Genomic DNA, 20,812 nt, shown 5'->3' on the forward strand with positions numbered 1-20,812 from the left:
CCCGTCCGGCCCCTTTGCCGCTCTACTGGGGGAAACCCTGAACGGCCCCTGACCCGTCCCCGGGATGCGGCCGGATGCGGTCCGGGCAACCCTGATCCATGTTTGGATTGATCCATGACAACCCTCCCGGTGCGCCCGCCCCTGGCGCGGAGCAGCGACCGCGTCATCGCGGGAGTGTGCTCTGGCCTCGCCGCGCACCTGGGCTGGCCGGTCCGTAACGTCCGGGTAGGTATGGTTCTTGCCGCGTTCGCCGGAGGGGCCGGCCTGGTCTTCTACGCCTGGCTCTGGATCATGGTGCCCACCGCGGATGAGGCCGCGCGGCGCAACGCCCGCCGGCCGGCGTCGCCCATTGCTCCCGCCGTAAGCCAGCCCGCGCAGGGTCAGACGTTGCAAGGCCAGCCCATGCGGGAAGCACCGTCCGACGGCGGAACATCCGCAGGTGCCGCCGGACCCGCTGCCTCAGACGGCGCCACGGAATCCCCCTGGTTCCGGGTACGCGGGATGCGGTACGGCAAGGAGATCCTGCTCGGCTGCGGGCTCCTGCTGGTGGCCGGCATCATGATCGCGCAGATGCTGGGCGTGGATGTGTCCCTGGGGACACTCATCCCCGCGGCAGCGGTGCTGGGAGGCGCGTCAATCGCGTGGATGCAGCTGGATGAAACCCGCCGCGCAGGGCTGGTGGATAAGACCAAAGCGGACCAGGCCGGCGGGTGGGGCAGGCTCGCTGCAGGATTGGCGCTGGTGGTGGCCGGGGTCCTGGTAATGGTGTCCGGCTCGGGCTCTTGGGAACAAACCTGGCTGGCCCTGCTGGCTTCCGTGGCCGTCCTGGGCGGCGTGGTGCTGGTCCTGCTGCCGTGGGCGCTGAAGTTTTGGCGGGACCTGGAAACCGAACGGGCCGGCAGGATCCGGGAGACGGAACGGGCGGAAATTGCTGCCCACCTGCACGATTCCGTGCTGCAGACCCTCGCGTTGATCCAGCGGCGCGCGGGCAATGAGCATGACGTCGTCCGGCTTGCCCGCGCCCAGGAACGCGAGCTGCGCGGCTGGCTGTTCCAGGATCCCGGCCGCGAAAGCGGACAGCTTTCAGACCGGATCAAGGCTGTTGCCGCCGAGGTGGAGGACCTGCTTGGCAATCCCGTGGAAGTAGTCACCGTTGGTGATGCCGCCATGACCGAGGCGCACGAGGCCCTGGTCCAGGCAAGCCGGGAGGCGATGCTTAACGCCTCGAGGCACGGCGGTGGAACCGTGTCCGTCTACCTTGAAGCATCGGAAGGCCAGGCCGAGATCTTCATAAAGGACCGGGGACCCGGTTTCCAGCTGGGGGATGTCCCGGCGGACCGGCTTGGCATCAGGGAATCAATCATCGGCAGGATGAAACGGCACGGCGGCTCGGCGGCCATCCTCAGCACGGGCGACGGCACCGAGGTCCGCCTGGGGCTGCCCGCCGCAGCAGAACATGTGGAAGGAAAATCATGAACACCATCCAGGGGACAGCTGCCGGAAGCGCCCGCCCGGCCAACTCCGTGCGGGTTGTCATTGTGGACGACCACGCCATCTTCCGGTCGGGACTCAAAGCGGACCTGGATTCCAGCATCCAGGTGGTGGGTGAGGCTGCCACTGTTGAACAGGCCATCGCCGTGATCGCCCAGCAGCGGCCCGACGTCGTGCTCCTGGATGTCCACCTGCCCGGCGGCCTGGGCGGCGGCGGCCGCGAAGTCATTGCCGGCTCCGCGCCGCTTCTGTCCACCACCCGCTTCCTTGCCTTGAGCGTCTCCGACGCGGCAGAGGACGTGGTGGCCGTGATCCGCGCCGGCGCCCGCGGCTACGTCACCAAGACCATCTCCGGGGCCGAGATCACCGACGCCGTGTTCCGGGTGGCCGGCGGCGACGCCGTCTTCTCCCCGCGCCTTGCCGGGTTCGTCCTGGATGCCTTTGGCACCGCTCCGGCGGATATTGCCGACGACGAGCTGGACAGGCTCTCCGCCCGTGAACTCGAGGTCATGCGCCTCATCGCCCGGGGCTACAGCTACAAGGAGGTGGCCAAGGAGCTCTTCATCAGCATCAAGACCGTGGAGACCCACGTATCAGCGGTACTGCGAAAGCTGCAGCTCTCAAGCCGCCACGAACTGACCAAGTGGGCCGCGGAGCGCCGCCTCCTCTAGCCCAACGCCCGCTCACCTTTGGCAGCTGTTTTCCCAACGCCCGCTCACCTATGACGTTTTAAACAACAACGCCCGCTCACTTTCCTCAAGGAAGTGAGCGGGCGTTGTTGTTTGGGCTGCCGGGAGTGAGCGGGCGTCTACTGGGCCTTGCCCAGGAAGTCCTGCAGGCGCTGGACGCCGGTGGCCAGATCTTCATCACCCAGCGCGTAGGAGAGGCGCAGGTAGCCGGAGGGGCCAAAGGCTTCGCCCGGAACCACTGCCACCTCAACCTCGTCAAGGATAAGCGAGGCCAGCTCGGCGGAGGTCTGCGGCGTTGCGGTGCCGGACGCCGTCGGGAACTCCTTGCCCAGCAGCGCACGCACGTCCGCGTACACGTAGAAGGCGCCCTTCGGCGTCGGGCATTCCACCCCGTCGATCGCGTTCAGGCCGGCGACGATGGCCTTACGGCGGCGGTCGAAGGCAACCTTCATCTCGTCCACCGCGGTCAGCGGGCCCGACACCGCGGCGAGGGCGGCGATCTGCATGATGTTGGAGACATTGGAGGTGGCGTGCGACTGCAGGTTGGTGGCTGCCTTGATGACGTCTGCCGGGCCGATCATCCAGCCCACGCGCCACCCGGTCATGGCGTACGTCTTGGCCACGCCGTTGAGGATTACCACCTTGTCGCCCAGTTCGGGGGCGGCGGTGGCGATCGACGTGAACGGCACGCCGTCGTAGGTCAGGTGCTCGTAGATTTCGTCCGTGACCACCCACAGGCCTTTGGCGGCGGCCCACTTGCCGATCTCCGCCACCTGCTCGGGGGAATAGACGGCGCCGGTGGGGTTCGACGGCGAGACGAACAGCAGGATCTTGGTGCGGTCCGTCACGGCTGCTTCGAGCTGTTCAACCGTCACCAGGTAGTCCTGTTCGGGCCCGGCGAAGACCTCTACGGGGACGCCGCCGGCGAGCCGGATGGCCTCAGGGTACGTCGTCCAGAACGGCGTGGGAACGATCACTTCGTCGCCCGGGTCCACCAGGGTGGCGAAGGTGTTGTACACGGCCTGCTTGCCGCCGTTGGTCACCAGCACCTGGGAGGGGTCCACCTGGTAGCCGGAATCACGCAGCGTCTTCTCCGCAATGGCCTTCTTCAGCTCAGGCAGGCCGCCGGCGGGGGAGTAGCGGTGGTACTTGGGCTGGCCCGCAGCTTCGATGGCCGCCTGCACAATGTAATCCGGGGTGGGGAAGTCGGGTTCGCCCGCGCCGAAACCAATAACGGGCCGGCCAGCTGCCTTCAGCGCCTTGGCCTTGGCATCGACGGCCAGGGTTGCGGATTCGGCAATTGCGGAAATGCGTTGGGAAACGCGGGCGGCAGACATGGCAGGTCCGTTCTTCGCAGGCAGCCGGGAGGCTGGAATGTGGGATTCGACGAGTTCTACTCTATGCTGTTCACCGGACCCTCCGGGGAGCCGGTTTTGATTTATGACTGCCCCGGGCAGCACCTTTCAGGCCGGACTTCGGACGGACCGGGCCAGGCTGGTTTTACCTACGCGAAGTTCTTGCGTAGACTGGTTCACCGGTGTTGAAACACGGATGATGACGTGCGCCCCAGTTCAAGCTGGTGCCTGGTCGTCAGAGAGTGGAATTCACTCCATAGGGTAGTGGCGCAATTGGTAGCGCAGCGGTCTCCAAAACCGCAGGTTGCAGGTTCGAGTCCTGTCTGCCCTGCGCAAGCTGCTCCGGGCGAAAGCCCGGAGCAGGCGCAGCAACCATGGTTCTGATCAGGGCCGGGTAATCCACCATTGCAAAGATGAGCGAGGACCAGGTGACCGAAACAGCTGCCAGCAGCTCCAAGGGCCGCCCAGCTAAGAAGGAAGCCAAGGCAAACTTCTTCGCCCGCATTGCACTTTTTGTCCGCCAGATTATTGGCGAGCTGAAGAAGGTTGTTGCCCCCACCCGCAAGGAACTGATCAACTACACGCTCGTGGTGCTGGTGTTCGTGGCCATCATGATGGTCATCGTCAGCCTGCTGGACATCGGTTTCGGAACCGCTGTCGGCTGGATCTTCGGCGGCACCGGCCCCAAGGACAGCTAAGGCTGCACGGTCCGCAGGCCGCGTGTTTCGCCCGGGAAACCGGAAGGGATGCGCCGGCGTGCGGGATTGAGCCATTTAAATAGGCATGTTAGGCAATGAGGAAGCAGGAGACCAAGTGTCTGAGCAGGAGCTCGAGGTAACCGAGACGGGGCTGGAAGAATCCCCGGACGTCACGGCAGAAGCCGGTGAAGAGTCCGAGGTTGAGTCCTCCACGCCCGAATTCGACGACGCCGCCTCCGACGATGCAGAAGCCGCCGAAGGCGACGCTTCAGACGCTGACGGGGAAGACGAGCCCGCCGACGCCCTTGCCGCCGCGGCAGCAACCGCAGCAGTGGACCCCGCGGAGGAGTTCAAGGCCAAGCTGCGCCGCCAGGAAGGTGACTGGTACGTCATCCACTCCTACGCCGGTTACGAAAACCGCGTGAAGGCCAACCTTGAAACCCGCATCCAGACCCTGGACATGGAAGATTACATCTTCGAAATCCAGGTGCCCATGGAGGAAGTCGTGGAGATCAAGAACGCCCAGCGCAAGGTGATCAACCGCGTCCGCATCCCCGGCTACGTCCTGGTCCGCATGGACCTGACCGACGCTTCCTGGGGCGCCGTCCGCCACACCCCCGGCGTCACCGGCTTCGTGGGCAACGCCCACAACCCGGTCCCGCTGCGCCTGGACGAGGTCTTCTCCATGCTCGCCCCTGTCTTCGAAGAGGAGCAGGCCGAAAAGGGCAAGCCGGTCAACAAGCAGAACCAGGCTCCCGTGGCCGTCGATTTCGAGGTCGGCGAGTCCGTCATCGTCAAGGAAGGCCCCTTCGAGACCCTTCCCGCCACGATCTCCGAGATCAAGCCTGAGTCCCAGACCCTCGTGGTGCTGGTCTCCATCTTCGAGCGCGAAACGCCCGTCACCCTGGCGTTCAACCAGGTCACCAAGATCTGAGAATCCTAGAATTCGTCCCGGCGCCGCCTGCTTAGCGGCACCGGAACGGCCGGCCGCCTCGCCATGGCGGCCACAAACCTGAGGCACGCTCCTGTGCCCCAGGACGTTATTGAGAGAAGGACCCTACATTGGCTCCCAAGAAGAAGGTCACCGGCCTCATCAAGCTGCAGATCCAGGCAGGTGCCGCCAACCCGGCCCCGCCGATCGGTCCTGCGCTTGGCCAGCACGGTGTCAACATCATGGAATTCTGCAAGGCGTACAACGCTGCGACGGAAGCCCAGCGCGGAAACGTCATCCCCGTGGAAATCACGGTCTACGAGGACCGTTCCTTCACGTTCATCACCAAGACCCCGCCGGCTGCAGAACTCATCAAGAAGGCTGCAGGCGTCGCCAAGGGTTCAGCAACCCCGCACACCGTCAAGGTTGCCAAGCTGACCCAGGCCCAGGTCAACGAGATCGCCTCCACCAAAATGGAAGACCTCAACGCCACCAGCCTCGAAGGCGCAGCGAAGATCATCGCCGGCACCGCCCGCTCCATGGGCATCACCGTCGAGGGCTAATATCCCTTTCCGCTGTCCAGCGTCAGGCTAATTGACGACGACGGGCGGCACCGCCGGGACACCGGCACCAAACAATTGAAATGTTGGTCATCCGGGCCGGATAACGAACCGGATCACCGACTGTGGCAGGGCCCAGCGCGGTCCGCAGACCACAACTGCACAAGGAGAAATAAGCAGCATGGCAAAGCGCAGCAAAGCATATGAGGCAGCAGCCGCCAAGATCGACGCGGAGAAGCACTACGCACCGTTCGAGGCAGTAACGCTGGCCAAGGACACCAACCCGTCCAAGTTCGACGCCACGGTTGAGGTTGCCTTCCGCCTGGGCGTTGACCCCCGCAAGGCTGACCAGATGGTCCGCGGAACGGTCAACCTGCCCCACGGCACCGGTAAGACCGCCCGCGTCCTGGTCTTCGCCACGGGCGACAAGGCTGAAGCCGCAATCGCAGCCGGCGCCGACTTCGTTGGTTCCGACGACCTGATCGAAAAGATCGCAGCCGGCTGGACCGACTTCGACGCCGCCGTTGCCACCCCTGACCTCATGGGCAAGGTTGGCCGCCTCGGTAAGGTCCTGGGTCCGCGTAACCTGATGCCGAACCCGAAGACGGGCACCGTGACCCCCGACGTCACCAAGGCCGTCAACGACATCAAGGGTGGAAAGATCGACTTCCGCGTCGACAAGCACTCCAACCTGCACTTCATCATCGGCAAGGTTTCCTTCGACGCCGTCAAGCTGGCTGAGAACTACGCAGCAGCACTGGAAGAGGTGCTTCGCCTGAAGCCGTCCGCTTCCAAGGGCCGCTACATCCAGAAGGCCACCGTGGCCACCACGTTCGGCCCGGGCATCTCCGTTGATCCCAACGTCACCAAGGTGCTCACCGACGCATAGTCGTTGAAAGAAGTTCCCGCACCGGATTGATTCCGGCGCAACCGAAGACCGTCCTGGCGCATCAGCGCCGGGACGGTCTTCTTTTTTGTCCGCCCTCTTTGCCTAAGCTGGCTGCATGGACTGGACCGAGCCGACTGAACCAGCGCCAATTCCTGGCCCCGATGGTTTGGCGATTGCCGCCGTCGGCCTTCCGCCGGGAGGGGACCCGGGCAGCCGTGGGGACAGTGGCGCCGCCGGACTGTCCCCGGATTTCCTGGCCTGCCAGGCCATGAAGGAGGCCCACGCCGTGGCTGTCTGGGGAAACCTGGAGCGTTGCGCCACCGTGGCCGAGGCGCTGGAGTTCTGGCGTGGGAGCCGGTATGAGGAGCGGCATCTGTTCCTGGCACGGATCGGCCCGGAACCCGTGGGGCTGTGTTCCGTCACGTTGCCCCTGCGGGAGAACCTGGCCACCGCAGGAATTGATGTCCTGGTGGTTCCCCAATGGCGGCGCAGGGGAGTGGGGCGCGCCCTGCTGGACCACGCCGAAGCGATGGCGCGGACTCACGGCAGGTCCTCCCTCGACGCCTTCCATGAACTGCCGCTCGACGCGGTGCAGGCCGGTTCGCAACTGGTCCCCGCCGGTTCCGGGGCGGGTGGACTGCCGCTGGATGACCCGGCCACCGCATTCGCACTGGCCGCCGGCTACCGGCTGGAACAGGTGGAGCGTTCCAGCCGGCTGGAGCTTCCACTTCCGGAAGGACTGCTCGACCGGCTCGAGTCTGATGCGCTTGCCCGTGCAGGGGACTATGTGCTCACGGGCTGGGACGGACGCTGCCCGGAATCGCTCGTCGCCGCTTATGCCGGGCTGCGGGCGCGAATGAGCACTGATGCCCCTACCGCAGGTATGGATTGGGAGCGCGAGGACTGGGACGAAGACCGCGTGCGTGACGATGAGTTGGCGCTGGCCAGGGGCGGTGTTGAGTCGTCGGTGGCGGCGGCCCTGCGCCGCCGGACCGGTGAGCTGGTGGCCTACACCGTCCTGACCTGGCGGCCGCTGGTGCCCGAGTCGTTGATGCAGCAGGACACTTTGGTGGCGGAGGAGCACCGCGGTCACCGGCTGGGCATGCTGGTCAAGGCGGCCAACCTCCGCCGCGCGCAGGAAAAGTGGCCCCGGGCGCGCTCGGTCCTCACATGGAATGCCAGCGAAAACCAGCATATGCTGGCGATAAATACCGCACTTGGATTCAGGCCCGCTGGCTATGAAGGTGAGTGGCAGAAACGGCTGGGATGATGCCCGAATGGCAATAGACGTAAAGATCGAACAGCTATGGATCCCCGACTCACTGGACACCCCCGACGCAGCGGACTTCCTCGCCGCCGTCGAAGTGGGCCGCAAGGTACGGATGCAGACGTGGGGCAGCGACGACCTGGCCTACGGTCCGCTGGAGAAGCTGCTTGAGTTCGCGGACCCCTATGAGCGCCAGCTGATCCTCGTGGCCAAGGTGGACGGCGTCATCGTTGGAACGGTCGACATTGCGCTGCCGCTGACGGACCACCTGGACCTCGCCGAGCTCACCCTGGACATCCTGCCTGAATTCCAGCGGCAGGGCGTGGGCCGTCGGCTCCTGGAGGCCGCCGAACAGCTGGCCAGGGGGGAAGGCCGCACCATGATCCTGGTGGACACCAACCATCCCGGCGCATCCCTGCACGAGTTTGAAAAAGCCCAGCTGGTCCCCGGCTCCGGCCAGGGGTTCGTGCCGCTGGAGAGCCGCGAGGTGGAGTTCGCCCAGAAGACCGGCTACACGCTGCAGCACATTGAACAGTTCAGTTCCTGCCTGCTGCCCCTGGATACCAAGCTGGTGGCCGACCTCCAGGCAGAGGCCGATGAAGCGAACAATGGACGGTACCGGCTGCACCACTGGACCGACCGCTGTCCGGAACGCTGGCTGGAGGCCGTTGCCGTCCTGGAAAACCAGGCGGGGGCCGAACTTGACCCGTCGCTGGACGCGCCCGTGGAGCAGGAGATGGTGTTCGACGGCGGTCTGCTGCGGGAAGCGGAGGACGTCGCCATCGCGCAGGGCCGCAGAACGGTGGTCACCGCCGTCGAGCACATTGCCACCGGAGCCCTGGTGGGCCTGACCACTATCACAGTGCTGGCGCACCGCGCCGACGTCGTCTTCCAGGACGATACCCTGGTGCTGCAGGAACACCGCGGCAACAAACTGGGCCTGCTGATCAAGGTGGCCAACATGGAGCGGCTCAGCGAACAGTTCCCGGACGCCCGCATCATATACACCTGGAACGCGCCGGAGAACCGGTACCTCCTGACCGTTAACCGGCAGCTCGGATTCCAGACGGCCGGCGTGACCGGGATCTGGCAAAAGGAGCTTCCCACGCTGCATACCAGCACCAGTTGAGTGCCCGATTTGGTGGAGCGGCAACGCCTCGCGTAAGCTGGGGGTACCAAAGACCGTCGGTTGTTGGAAATCCACTCTCCTGAACATGGCTCAACTCTGCAGTTGTGCGCTGGAGGCCACAGTGGCTTTCCGGACGAAGGACCCTCAACGCAGGGCGGCCGGCGCAGGTGAACGAAGCAAAGTTCCACGGCACAGCCGTGTTGAGCCAAGCCCCGTGCATCTGCGCGGGGCGTTTTTAGTTTTAGCTCTCTTGAGCGGGGACCGTCGAATACCGGCACTATCCCCGGAAGGAGGGTTATGGCAACGCCTACCAAGGTTTCAGCAGTAGCTGAGATCACTAACGATTTCAAGGAATCGAACGCCGCTGTCCTGACCGAATACCGCGGGCTCACCGTTGCACAGCTCAAGCAGCTGCGTGTTTCTCTCGGCCAGGACACCAAGTTCGCGGTCGTCAAGAACACCCTGACCGCCATTGCAGCCAAGGAAGCCGGCGTCGAAGCATTCGACGGCCAGCTTGCCGGCCCCACTGCAATCGCGTTCATCAAGGGTGACGCAGTTGCCGCTGCCAAGAGCCTGACGGATTTTGCCAAGGCCAACAAGCAGCTGGTCATCAAGACCGGTTACTTCGAGGGCAAGGCGCTGGACGCCACCGAGGTTGCCGCACTTGCTGCCCTCGAGTCCCGTGAGCTGCAGCTCGCCAAGGTTGCAGGTGTCCTCAAGGCACCCGCCGCCGCAGCCGCACGCATCATCGACGCACTGCGCCTCAAGCTTGAAGAAGAGAACGGTGCACCGGCAGCTGCCGAAGCGCCCGCCGCTGAAGAAGCCCCTGCCGCTGAAGCTGAAGCTGCCGCTGAAGCTCCCGCTGCCGAAGAGAACTAATTCTCTTACCCCCACCAGACTCCGGTGCCCGTCCGGCCACGCGCTGTTCGGACACCACAACAGGAAGGACGCCTACCATGGCGAAGCTCAGCAACGAAGAGCTCATTGAAGCTTTCAAGGAACTGACCATCATCGAGCTCTCCGAGTTCGTCAAGCTCTTCGAAGAGACCTTCGAAGTTACCGCCGCTGCTGTTGCAGTTGCCGGCCCCGCCGGTGGCGGAGCTGCTGAAGAGGTTGAAGAGAAGACCGACTTCGACGTCATCCTCGAAGCTGCCGGTGACAAGAAGATCGCAGTCATCAAGGAAGTTCGCGCCATCACCTCCCTCGGCCTCAAGGAAGCCAAGGACCTGGTTGACGGTGCCCCCAAGGCTGTCCTCGAAGGCGCCAACAAGGAAGCTGCCGAGAAGGCCAAGGAGCAGCTCGAGGCTGCAGGCGCTACCGTTACCCTCAAGTAACAACGCCTTTTCCTTCGGAAACCCCGTCCACTCCGGTGGGCGGGGTTTCCTGCTTTAAGCAGCAGTCCAGCTGTACGCGGCGCTCCTCTGCTTAGGCGGGATCGCTGATGTCCGCCACCACTGCTTCCAGGGCTGCGGTGAGGGCGTCGGCGTCGACGAAGGCGCTGTAGCCGTGGGCGCCTGCTCCCATGGAGATCCGGCGCCCGGTGATCGTCGCGTCGGCATAGACCGGCCAGGCGGTGGTGCTCCCCAACGGGGTGATGGTGCCCCGTTCGTAACCGGTGGCCTCCAGTGCGGTATCGGCGGGCGGGAGGGACAGCTTGTTGACTCCCACCAGGGCCCGGAGCTTGGGCCAGGAGATCTGCCGGTCGCCCGGGATCAGGGCGAACAGGAAGGTCCCGTCCTTGTGCTTGACCACCAGGGACTTGACGATGTCGCCTGGGCTGATGCCCAGGATGCCGGCGGCCTCTTCAAGGCTTCTTGCGGCGGGGCGCTCCACCACGTCAACCTGCAGGCCCCGGGCCGCGGCGTCGGCCAGGAAGCGTTCCCGTCCGACGCCGTCCGTCCCGTTTCGGGTTGGGCCCGCCATCAGTCGCGGTACAGCAGGAGGGCTTCGCCCTGCCCGCCCCCGCCGCAGAGGGACACCGCGGCCTTGCCGGTTCCGCGCCGTTTCAGCTCATGGGCGGCATGGGCCGCAAGCCGTGCCCCCGATGCCCCGATCGGGTGTCCCAGGGCGATGGCCCCGCCGTGGATGTTGCACTTCTCCAGGGGGTAGTTCAGGTCCTTGAGGGACTGCACGGCCACGGAGCCGAAGGCCTCGTTGATCTCGATGAAGTCAAGGTCCGCGGTGCTCCACCCGGCCTTGCCCAGGGCGTTCATGATGGCGTTTGACGGCTGGGAATGCAGGGAGTTGTCAGGGCCAGCCACCTGCCCCGGCTTTCCCACCACGGCCAGGTACTCCAGTCCGTGCTCCTCCGCATAGCCGCGGGATGCGAGCACCAGGGCGGCTGCGCCGTCGGACAGGGGTGAGGAGTTGCCGGCGGTGATGGTTCCGTCGGTCACGAACGCTGCCCGGAGGCCGGCCAGCGACTCAACCGAGGTGTTCGGGCGCACGCCTTCGTCGGTGTCCACCACAAAGGGATCACCCTTACGCTGCTTGACGCTGATGGGTGCGATCTCGCCGTCGAACGTTCCGTTCTTTGCCGCCAGCGCCGCGCGCTGGTGGGACTGCGCCGCAACGTTGTCCTGGGAGGTGCGGTCGATGCCGAGCGTGAGGTTGCGGGTCTCGGTGGACAGGCCCATGGACTGCCCGTCAAAAGCGTCGGTCAGCCCGTCATGGGCGGCAGCGTCCAGCGCCTGGATGGAGCCGTACGTCCACCCCTGGCGGGAACCCGGGAGCAGGTGCGGCGCGCGGCTCATGGATTCCTGGCCGCCTGCCACCACCACGGCGGCCTCGCCGGCGCGGATCATCCGCGCAGCATCGATCACGGCAGTCAGGCCGGACAGGCACACCTTGTTGACCGTCACCGAGGGAACGTTCCATCCGATGCCGGCGCCGACGGCGCTCTGCCGCGCGGGATTCTGCCCGGCTCCTGCCTGCAGGACCTGGCCCATGATCACGGCCTCCACGTCACCGGCGTCGACGCCGCTCGATTCCAGGGCGGCCCTGATGGCGTGCGCGCCGAGGTCCACTGCAGTAAGGCTGGACAGTTGGCCGTTGATCCGGCCCTGCGGAGTCCGCGCTGCCCCAAGGATGACAACGTCATTGCTGTCAGGAGAGTTGCCCATGGTTACCACTTTCAATCCGGTTCCGGTGTAAGCCACCAAGGCTATCGTGAGCCTGGTCACCCATCTATTCAAACGCTGGACGCGTTATGTGCATTCCTCAGGGGCAGGGGAGAGGTCCCCATCGCCGGGGTTATGCGCGACGGCGGCCGCTTGCGTAGGGTGGACGGCGAGGCTTTGCAGGGGGACGCAAGGTCAGCGGCCCGGACGGACGGAGAGAGAACGTGAAGAAGGCCTTTACCGCAGGGGTCATCGCCGCCACGGCCGCACTGACCGGCGGCGTGCTGGCAGGTTGCTCGGTGTCCACGCCGGCGCCGGCAGAATCGGTGAAGACGACGGCGTCCCCGGCGTCGACGCCGGACGCAGCCGCAAGCCCTGCAGCCGGCGGCGGCACCGCAAGCCAGGGCGCCAAGGCAGCCGGAACCCGGGAAGCCTGCGAACTCTTCAACAAACTGGTAGTGGATTACGCTGCAGTTTCACCCACCGACTCCAAGGGCTATGAGGACGTCTACCTGAAGGCCCAGGACGCCAAGGACAGGGTGACCGGGGACCTGCAGGGCCTGTTCGCCTCCCTGGGCCTGCTGGCCATCGACCACTCAGCCGCTGCAGAGTCCGGCGGCAAGCCGGCCCGGGAATCCCAGGACGCGGTCCGGGACGCTGTCTTCGCAAACTCCGCGGCCTGCACGGCGGAGGGCGTAACGCTGCGGCTCTAGCAGGCGCAAGTGCAGGAGCCGGAAGGCTGCTGCGGAAGTCCCCAAAATCAAGTGCTTGCAATCCGGCCGGAAGTGGGGTAGACACGTAGGTTGTTTTGCCGTATCGTAGATATTTGCGTCTTCCCTGTTTACCTTCAGCCTTCATATAGCGGTGGGCTTTGCCTGGCAGCTGGCAATCAACGTGCCGTAACAACGGTCACAGCATAGTCAGTTCAGGCCCCGGGTCATATAGCGGAACCGGATGGTAGCGCTGCGGAGTCACTCCGTAGGGTGCACAGCGGGGGAGATCTGAAAACGCCTGAAGGTCTGTGGAAGGATCCCTCTTGGTCGCCTCGAGCACCTCTAATAACGAAACCGCTAACACTGCCGACAGCACTGATGGTGCCACTCGCCGGCTCTCATTCGCAAAGATTCACGAACCTCTTGACGTTCCGAATCTGCTTGCCCTGCAGACGGACAGCTTTGACTGGCTGGTCGGCAATGAGCGCTGGCAGGCACGCGTGGCAAAGGCTGTCGAAGAAAACGATCTCAGCGTCGCCACCACGTCCGGCCTGTCGGACATCTTTGAAGAGATCTCCCCGATCGAGGATTTCCAGGGCACCATGTCCCTGAGCTTCTCCGATCCGGAGTTCGCTGACCCCAAGTACACCATGGCCGAGTGCAAGGACCGGGACGCAACGTACTCGGCTCCGCTGTACGTCAAGGCCGAGTTCATGAACAACAACACGGGCGAAATCAAGCAGCAGACCGTGTTCATGGGTGACTTCCCGCTGATGACCGAGAAGGGCACCTTCGTCGTCAACGGCACCGAGCGTGTCGTCGTCTCCCAGCTGGTCCGTTCGCCGGGCGCCTACTTCGAGCGCGCCGCCGACAAGACCAGTGACAAGGACATCTTCACCGCGAAGATCATCCCGTCCCGCGGTGCGTGGTTCGAGCTCGAGATCGACAAGCGTGACCAGGTCGGTGTCCGCCTCGACCGCAAGCGCAAGCAGTCCGTCACCGTGCTGCTGAAGGCCCTTGGCTGGACCGAAGGCCAGATCCTCGAAGAGTTCGGCCAGTACGACTCCATGAGGGCAACCCTGGAGAAGGACGCCACCGAAACCCGCGAAGACGCCCTGCTGGACATCTACCGCAAGCTGCGTCCGGGCGAGCCGCCCACCGTCGAGGCTGCCCAGTCCCTGCTGGACAACCTGTACTTCAACTCCAAGCGCTACGATCTGGCCAAGGTTGGCCGCTACAAGATCAACCGCAAGCTTGGCATCGACCGCTCCCTTGGCGACAAGGAAGCCTCTGTCCTGCACGTTGAAGACATCGTGGCCATGATCAAGTTCCTCGTCGCGCTGCACGCCGGCGAGAAGACCATCAAGGGCACCCGCGATGGCCAGGAAGTGGATCTGCGCGTCGAGATCGACGACATCGACCACTTCGGCAACCGCCGCATCCGCGCCGTCGGCGAGCTCATCGAGAACCAGGTCCGCACCGGCCTGTCCCGAATGGAGCGCGTTGTCCGCGAGCGTATGACCACCCAGGACGTCGAGGCCATCACGCCGCAGACCCTGATCAACATCCGCCCCGTCGTTGCTGCCATCAAGGAGTTCTTCGGAACTTCCCAGCTGTCGCAGTTCATGGACCAGAACAACCCGCTCTCGGGCCTGACCCACAAGCGCCGCCTGTCGGCCCTTGGCCCCGGTGGTCTGTCCCGTGACCGCGCCGGCATGGAAGTCCGTGACGTGCACCCGTCCCACTACGGACGTATGTGCCCCATCGAAACCCCTGAAGGCCCCAACATTGGCCTAATCGGTTCGCTGGCATCCTACGGACGCATCAACCCGTTCGGCTTCATCGAGACCCCGTACCGCCTGGTCAAGGACGGCGTCGTGTCCGACGACGTCCAGTACCTGACAGCCGACGACGAGGCCGAGGTCCTGATCGCCCAGGCCAACGCGCCGCTGGACGAGAACAACAAGTTCGCTGAAGACACCGTCCTGGTCCGTGCCCGTGGTGGTGGAGGCGAGCCCGTCCTCGTTCCCGCTGCGGATGTCGAGTTCATGGACGTCTCCCCGCGCCAGATGGTGTCCGTGGCTACCGCCCTGATCCCGTTCCTGGAGCACGACGACGCCAACCGCGCACTCATGGGTGCCAACATGCAGCGCCAGGCTGTGCCGCTGGTCCGTTCCGAGGCTCCGTTCGTGGGCACCGGCATGGAGCGCGCCGCCGCCGTCGACGCCGGTGACGTTGTCATCGCCAAGAAGGCCGGTGTGGTCACCGAGGTTTCCGCCGAGCTCGTCATCATGCTCAACGACGACGGCACCGAGACCAACTACCGCATCAACAAGTTCGCCCGGTCCAACCAGGGCAACTGCTACAACCACCGTGTCCTGGTGAACGAAGGCCAGCGCCTGGAAGTTGGCGGCATCATCGCCGACGGCCCGGCAACGGACCAGGGTGAACTCGCACTGGGCAAGAACCTGCTCGTGGCATTCATGTCATGGGAAGGCCACAACTTCGAGGACGCCATCATCCTCTCGCAGCGCATCGTTGCCGAGGACGTCCTTTCCTCCATCCACATCGAGGAGCACGAAATCGATGCCCGCGACACCAAGCTTGGTGCCGAGGAAATCACCCGTGACATCCCCAACGTGTCCGAGGAAGTCCTGGCCGGCCTGGACGAGCGCGGCATCATCCACATCGGTGCCGAGGTTGAAGCAGGGGACATCCTGGTTGGAAAGGTCACCCCGAAGGGTGAAACCGAACTGACCCCGGAAGAGCGCCTGCTGCGCGCCATCTTCGGCGAGAAGTCCCGCGAAGTCCGCGACACCTCCCTGAAGGTGCCCCACGGCGAGTCCGGCACCGTCATCGGCGTGCGCGTCTTCGACCGCGACAACGATGACGAGCTGCCTCCGGGCGTGAACCAGCTGGTCCGCGTCTACGTGGCCGCCAAGCGCAAGATCACCGACGGCGACAAGCTCGCCGGCCGCCACGGCAACAAGGGTGTTATCTCCAAGATCCTCCCCGTTGAGGACATGCCCTTCCTTGCCGACGGCACCCCCGTTGACATCGTCCTGAACCCGCTGGGTGTTCCGGGCCGTATGAACGTGGGCCAGGTGCTCGAAACCCACCTTGGCTGGGTTGCCAAGACCGGTTGGAAGATCGAGGGCGAGCCCGAGTGGGTCAAGCAGCTGCCGAACCTGCCGCGCGAAAGTGGTCCCACCACTGTTGCAACGCCGGTGTTCGACGGTGCCCGCGAAGAGGAAATCACGGGCTTGCTGGATTCCACCAACGTGACCCGCGACGGTGACCGCCTGATCAACTCCTCCGGCAAGACCCGCCTGTTTGACGGCCGCTCCGGCGAGCCGTTCCCGGATCCGATCTCGGTCGGCTACATGTACATCCTGAAGCTCCACCACCTGGTGGACGACAAGATCCACGCACGCTCCACCGGCCCGTACTCCATGATCACGCAGCAGCCGCTGGGTGGTAAGGCACAGTTCGGTGGCCAGCGCTTCGGTGAAATGGAAGTGTGGGCGCTCGAAGCTTACGGCGCCGCCTACACGCTCCAGGAACTCCTCACGATCAAGTCGGATGACATCCACGGCCGCGTGAAGGTCTACGAAGCGATCGTCAAGGGCGAGAACATCCCCGAGCCGGGCGTTCCCGAATCCTTCAAGGTCTTGATCAAGGAAATGCAGTCGCTGTGCCTGAACGTGGAAGTTCTTTCCACGGACGGAACCACAATTGAAATGCGTGACTCTGATGACGCAGTCTTCACGGCTGCGGAGGAACTGGGCATCGATCTGTCTCGCGCAGAGCCCAGCTCCGTAGAAGAGGTCTAGCAGGCGGTTGACGACGGCGGGTGACCACCCGCCGTCGTACGCCCCCTCCCTCATCCCGCACCTAAGACTTCAGAATTTAGAGAACAAGAGAGAACAGGGACCATATGTCCAGCGAATCCTCCTTCGGCCTCATGCAGATCGGCCTCGCCACCGCGGAAGACATCCGCGGCTGGTCGTACGGCGAGGTTAAGAAGCCGGAAACCATCAACTACCGCACGCTCAAGCCCGAGAAGGACGGCCTCTTCTGCGAGAAGATCTTCGGCCCGTCCCGGGACTGGGAATGCTACTGCGGCAAGTACAAGCGCGTGCGCTTCAAGGGCATCATCTGTGAGCGCTGTGGCGTTGAAGTCACCCGCGCCAAGGTCCGCCGTGAGCGCATGGGCCACATCGAACTGGCCGCACCTGTAACCCACATCTGGTACTTCAAGGGTGTTCCGTCCCGCCTGGGCTACCTCCTTGACCTGGCTCCGAAGGACCTCGAAAAGGTCATCTACTTCGCTGCCTACATGATCACCAGCGTCGACGAGGCTGCCCGCCACGAGGAACTGCCCAACCTGCAGGTTGAGCACGACATCGAGAAGAAGCAGCTGATCGACAACCGCGACGCCGACATCGCCGCAATCGCCCGCGACCTCGAAGGCGAAATCGCACGCCTCGAGGGCGAAGGCGCCAAGGCTGCCGACAAGAAGAAGGCCCGCGACTCCGCCGACCGCCAGATGGCCAACGTGCGCAAGCGTGCCGACGCCGACATCGAGCGGCTCGAGCAGGTCTGGGACCGCTTCAAGAACCTCAAGGTCGCCGACCTCGAAGGTGACGAAGGCCTGTACCGCGAGCTGCGCGACCGCTACGGCATGTACTTCGAAGGCTCCATGGGTGCCGAAGCCATCAAGAAGCGCCTTGAGAACTTCGACATGCAGGCCGAGTCCGACCTGCTGCGCGACGTCATCGCCAACGGCAAGGGCCAGCGCAAGACCCGTGCCCTCAAGCGCCTGAAGGTGGTCAACGCGTTCCTGACCACCAACAACAGCCCGCTTGGCATGGTCCTGGACGCCGTCCCGGTGATCCCGCCGGAACTGCGCCCCATGGTCCAGCTGGACGGTGGCCGCTTCGCGACCTCCGACCTCAACGACCTGTACCGCCGCGTGATCAACCGCAACAACCGCCTCAAGCGCCTGCTTGACCTGGGTGCTCCGGAGATCATCGTCAACAACGAGAAGCGCATGCTTCAGGAAGCTGTTGACAGCCTCTTCGACAACGGCCGCCGTGGCCGTCCGGTCACCGGACCGGGCAACCGTCCGCTGAAGTCCCTGAGCGACATGCTCAAGGGCAAGCAGGGCCGTTTCCGCCAGAACCTCCTCGGCAAGCGCGTCGACTACTCCGGCCGTTCGGTCATCGTCGTCGGCCCGCAGCTGAAGCTGCACCAGTGCGGCCTGCCCAAGCAGATGGCCCTGGAGCTCTTCAAGCCGTTCGTGATGAAGCGCCTGGTTGACCTCAACCACGCCCAGAACATCAAGTCGGCCAAGCGCATGGTTGAGCGCTACCGTCCGCAGGTCTGGGACGTGCTGGAAGAGATCATCACCGAACACCCGGTGCTGCTCAACCGTGCACCTACCCTGCACCGCCTGGGTATCCAGGCGTTCGAGCCGCAGCTTGTTGAAGGCAAGGCAATCCAGCTTCACCCGCTGGTTTGTGGCGCCTTCAACGCCGACTTCGATGGCGACCAGATGGCAGTGCACCTGCCGCTGAGCCCCGAGGCCCAGGCTGAGGCCCGCATCCTGATGCTGTCCTCGAACAACATCCTGAAGCCCTCTGACGGACGTCCGGTCACCCTGCCCTCGCAGGATATGATCATCGGCCTGTACCACCTGACCACCAAGCGGAAGGGGTCAGCCGGCGAAGGCCGCATCTTCGGTTCGGTTTCGGAAGCCATCATGGCGTTCGACGCCCGCGAGCTGCACCTGAACTCGCAGGTCAAGATCCGCCTCGAGGGTTTCGTGCCCTACGCCGGCTGGGAAGCTCCCGAAGGCTGGGAGCCGGGTCAGCCCGCGCTCGTCCAGACCTCCCTGGGCCAGGTTCTCTTCAACGAGACCCTGCCCGAGGACTACCCCTGGGTTGAGGCTGTTGCCGACAAGGGCGAACTGTCCCGCATCGTCAACGACCTCGCCGAGCGTTACCCGAAGGTTGTCACCGCCGCAACGCTGGACAACCTGAAGGATGCCGGTTTCTACTGGGCCACGCGTTCGGGCGTCACCGTCGCCATCTCCGACATCGAGGTCCCGGCTGCCAAGCCGGAAATCCTTGCCGGGTACGAGGAGCGGGCCGCCAAGATCCAGGGCCAGTACGACAAGGGCCTGATCGACGACGACGAGCGCCGCCAGGAACTGATCGAGATCTGGAACAAGGCCACCAACGACATCGCCTCGGTGATGCGTGAGAGCCTGTCCCCGATGAACACCATCAACCGCATGGTGTCCTCGGGTGCACGTGGTAACTGGATGCAGGTCCGACAGATCGCGGGTATCCGTGGCCTGGTGGCCAACCCGAAGGGTGAGATCATCCCGCGCCCCATCAAGTCCTCCTACCGTGAGGGCCTGTCGGTGCTGGAATACTTCATCGCCACGCACGGTGCCCGTAAGGGTCTGGCCGATACCGCCCTGCGTACCGCCAACTCGGGTTACCTGACCCGTCGTCTGGTGGACGTCTCGCAGGATGTTATCGTTCGTGAAGAGGACTGCGGCACCGAACGTGGCCTGGTCACGCCGATCGCCGTCGCCGACTCCAACGGTGAGCTCGTCCTGGACGAGAACGTCGAGAACAGCGCGTACGCACGTACGCTGGCCGTCGACGTCGTTGACTCCGAGGGCAACGTCCTCGCAGCAGCCGGGACCGACTGCGGCGACGTCGTTATCGACGAGCTCTTCAAGGCAGGCATCACCGAGGTCAAGGTCCGCTCCGTACTCACCTGTGAGTCCAGCGTCGGCACCTGCGCCCTGTGCTACGGCCGTTCGCTGGCCACCGGAAAGACCGTGGACATCGGTGAGGCCGTGGGCATCATCGCCGCACAGTCCATCGGTGAACCCGGTACCCAGCTGACCATGCGTACGTTCCACACCGGTGGTGCTGTGTCCGCCGGCGGTGGCGACGACATCACCCAGGGTCTGCCCCGTATCCAGGAGCTCTTCGAAGCCCGTACTCCCAAGGGTGTTGCCCCGATTGCTGAAGCAGCCGGCCGCATCACCATTGAAGAGTCCGAGCGCCAGATGCGCCTGGTCATCACCCCGGATGACGGAACGGAAGAGATCGCTTACCCGGTCCTGCGCCGTTCACGCCTGCTGATCGAAGACGGCGACCACGTCTCCGTTGGACAGAAGCTGATCAACGGCCCGGTGGACCCCAAGCAGGTCCTGCGCATCATGGGTCCGCGTGCGGCACAGAAGTTCCTGGTGGACGAAGTCCAGGGCGTGTACCGCAGCCAGGGCATCGGTATCCACGACAAGCACGTCGAGGTTATCGTCCGCCAAATGCTGCGCCGCGTCACGGTCATCGAGTCCGGCGAATCGGACCTGCTGCCCGGCGAGCTCGCCGAGCGCAGCCGGTTCGAGGACGCCAACCGCCGCGTTGTGTCCGAGGGCAAGACTCCGGCTTCCGGACGTCCTGAGCTCATGGGCATCACCAAGGCGTCGCTGGCCACCGAGTCCTGGCTGTCCGCAGCTTCCTTCCAGGAGACCACCCGCGTCCTGACGCAGGCGGCCATGGAAGGCAAGAGCGATCCGCTGCTGGGCCTGAAGGAAAACGTCATCATCGGTAAGCTGATCCCGGCCGGCACGGGCCTCCCGCGCTACACCGAGGTCACCGTGGAGCCCACTGAGGAAGCAAAGGCCAACCTGTTCACCGGCCCCAGCGCATTCAGTGACTTCTCGTACGACACCCTGGGCGGTGACGGAGCTCCCGAGTTCCACGCCATCCCGCTGGATGACTACGACCTGGGCAACGACTTCCGGTAACCAACTCCGGTAGAGCCTTACAAAGGGATGGTCCCGCACCGCAAGGTGGGGGACCATCCCGCTTTAACCCAAGGGGGAGGGGCCCCGATTAAGGCATGGAGCCCGTCCATGCTAGACTTGTTACCAATTGTTAT

At 64.5% G+C, this 20,812-nt stretch carries 16 protein-coding genes and 1 tRNA gene; 14 read left to right on the forward strand and 3 right to left on the reverse strand.

From position 1 onward, the window contains the following. Positions 1–114 precede the first annotated feature (114 nt). Positions 115–1,476: an ATP-binding protein gene (locus tag ACR65K_RS01790; protein WP_440151142.1), complete on the forward strand. Its 1,362-nt coding sequence runs from the start codon at positions 115–117 to the stop codon at positions 1,474–1,476. Next, complete coding sequence (locus tag ACR65K_RS01795) at positions 1,473–2,162, forward strand: LuxR C-terminal-related transcriptional regulator (protein ID WP_440151143.1); 690 nt, start codon at positions 1,473–1,475, stop codon at positions 2,160–2,162. The genes ACR65K_RS01790 and ACR65K_RS01795 overlap by 4 nt, the downstream gene beginning before the upstream one ends. A gap of 137 nt (positions 2,163–2,299) precedes the next feature. Here ACR65K_RS01795 and ACR65K_RS01800 read toward each other — a convergent pair whose 3' ends face one another. Next, positions 2,300–3,517, reverse strand: a complete 1,218-nt coding sequence (locus ACR65K_RS01800) for a pyridoxal phosphate-dependent aminotransferase (protein ID WP_440151144.1) — start codon at positions 3,515–3,517, stop codon at positions 2,300–2,302. A 276-nt stretch (positions 3,518–3,793) separates the two neighbouring features. On the opposite strand from ACR65K_RS01800, the gene ACR65K_RS01805 reads away from it, so the two are divergent. The 9 genes from ACR65K_RS01805 to rplL all read left to right on the forward strand — a co-directional run bounded on the left by ACR65K_RS01805 (position 3,794) and on the right by rplL (position 10,343). After that, a tRNA-Trp gene (locus tag ACR65K_RS01805) sits at positions 3,794–3,866 on the forward strand. 82 nt (positions 3,867–3,948) lie between these two features. After that, positions 3,949–4,233, forward strand: a complete 285-nt coding sequence (secE, locus tag ACR65K_RS01810) for a preprotein translocase subunit SecE (RefSeq protein ID WP_056334214.1) — start codon at positions 3,949–3,951, stop codon at positions 4,231–4,233. A 115-nt stretch (positions 4,234–4,348) separates the two neighbouring features. Next, the gene (nusG, locus tag ACR65K_RS01815) at positions 4,349–5,167 is read left to right on the forward strand and encodes a transcription termination/antitermination protein NusG (RefSeq protein ID WP_056334217.1); all 819 of its coding nucleotides are present in this window, start codon (positions 4,349–4,351) and stop codon (positions 5,165–5,167) included. Between the two features lie 128 nt (positions 5,168–5,295). After that, the gene (gene rplK / locus ACR65K_RS01820) at positions 5,296–5,727 is read left to right on the forward strand and encodes a 50S ribosomal protein L11 (protein WP_003803853.1); all 432 of its coding nucleotides are present in this window, start codon (positions 5,296–5,298) and stop codon (positions 5,725–5,727) included. A 178-nt stretch (positions 5,728–5,905) separates the two neighbouring features. Beyond that, positions 5,906–6,613, forward strand: coding sequence for a 50S ribosomal protein L1 (gene rplA / locus ACR65K_RS01825; protein ID WP_056334219.1), 708 nt, complete (start codon positions 5,906–5,908; stop codon positions 6,611–6,613). 115 nt (positions 6,614–6,728) lie between these two features. Further along, complete coding sequence (locus ACR65K_RS01830) at positions 6,729–7,883, forward strand: GNAT family N-acetyltransferase (protein WP_440151145.1); 1,155 nt, start codon at positions 6,729–6,731, stop codon at positions 7,881–7,883. A gap of 7 nt (positions 7,884–7,890) precedes the next feature. Beyond that, positions 7,891–9,009, forward strand: coding sequence for a GNAT family N-acetyltransferase (locus ACR65K_RS01835; RefSeq protein WP_440151146.1), 1,119 nt, complete (start codon positions 7,891–7,893; stop codon positions 9,007–9,009). A gap of 297 nt (positions 9,010–9,306) precedes the next feature. Beyond that, a complete protein-coding gene (gene rplJ, locus ACR65K_RS01840; protein ID WP_018769122.1) occupies positions 9,307–9,888 on the forward strand; it encodes a 50S ribosomal protein L10 in 582 nt (193 codons plus the stop codon). Positions 9,889–9,965: 77 nt separating this feature from the next. Then, positions 9,966–10,343: a 50S ribosomal protein L7/L12 gene (rplL, locus tag ACR65K_RS01845; protein ID WP_018769123.1), complete on the forward strand. Its 378-nt coding sequence runs from the start codon at positions 9,966–9,968 to the stop codon at positions 10,341–10,343. Between the two features lie 91 nt (positions 10,344–10,434). Here the strand turns inward: rplL and ACR65K_RS01850 are convergent, their stop codons facing one another. Both ACR65K_RS01850 and ACR65K_RS01855 read right to left on the reverse strand, forming a co-directional pair. Continuing rightward, on the reverse strand, positions 10,435–10,932 hold the full coding sequence (locus ACR65K_RS01850; protein ID WP_056334227.1) for an aminoacyl-tRNA deacylase: 498 nt from the start codon (positions 10,930–10,932) through the stop codon (positions 10,435–10,437). Then, on the reverse strand, positions 10,932–12,131 hold the full coding sequence (locus ACR65K_RS01855; RefSeq protein ID WP_440151147.1) for an acetyl-CoA C-acetyltransferase: 1,200 nt from the start codon (positions 12,129–12,131) through the stop codon (positions 10,932–10,934). The genes ACR65K_RS01850 and ACR65K_RS01855 overlap by 1 nt, the downstream gene beginning before the upstream one ends. Positions 12,132–12,352: 221 nt before the next feature. On the opposite strand from ACR65K_RS01855, the gene ACR65K_RS01860 reads away from it, so the two are divergent. From ACR65K_RS01860 to ACR65K_RS01870, 3 genes are all read left to right on the forward strand, one after another. Continuing rightward, positions 12,353–12,841, forward strand: a complete 489-nt coding sequence (locus tag ACR65K_RS01860) for a hypothetical protein (protein ID WP_440151148.1) — start codon at positions 12,353–12,355, stop codon at positions 12,839–12,841. A gap of 323 nt (positions 12,842–13,164) precedes the next feature. Next, the gene (rpoB, locus tag ACR65K_RS01865) at positions 13,165–16,674 is read left to right on the forward strand and encodes a DNA-directed RNA polymerase subunit beta (RefSeq protein ID WP_018760463.1); all 3,510 of its coding nucleotides are present in this window, start codon (positions 13,165–13,167) and stop codon (positions 16,672–16,674) included. 104 nt (positions 16,675–16,778) lie between these two features. Next, positions 16,779–20,678, forward strand: coding sequence for a DNA-directed RNA polymerase subunit beta' (locus ACR65K_RS01870; RefSeq protein WP_056334239.1), 3,900 nt, complete (start codon positions 16,779–16,781; stop codon positions 20,676–20,678). The last annotated feature ends 134 nt before the right edge of the window (positions 20,679–20,812 follow it).

The organism is Arthrobacter sp. SAFR-179 (assembly GCF_059414945.1).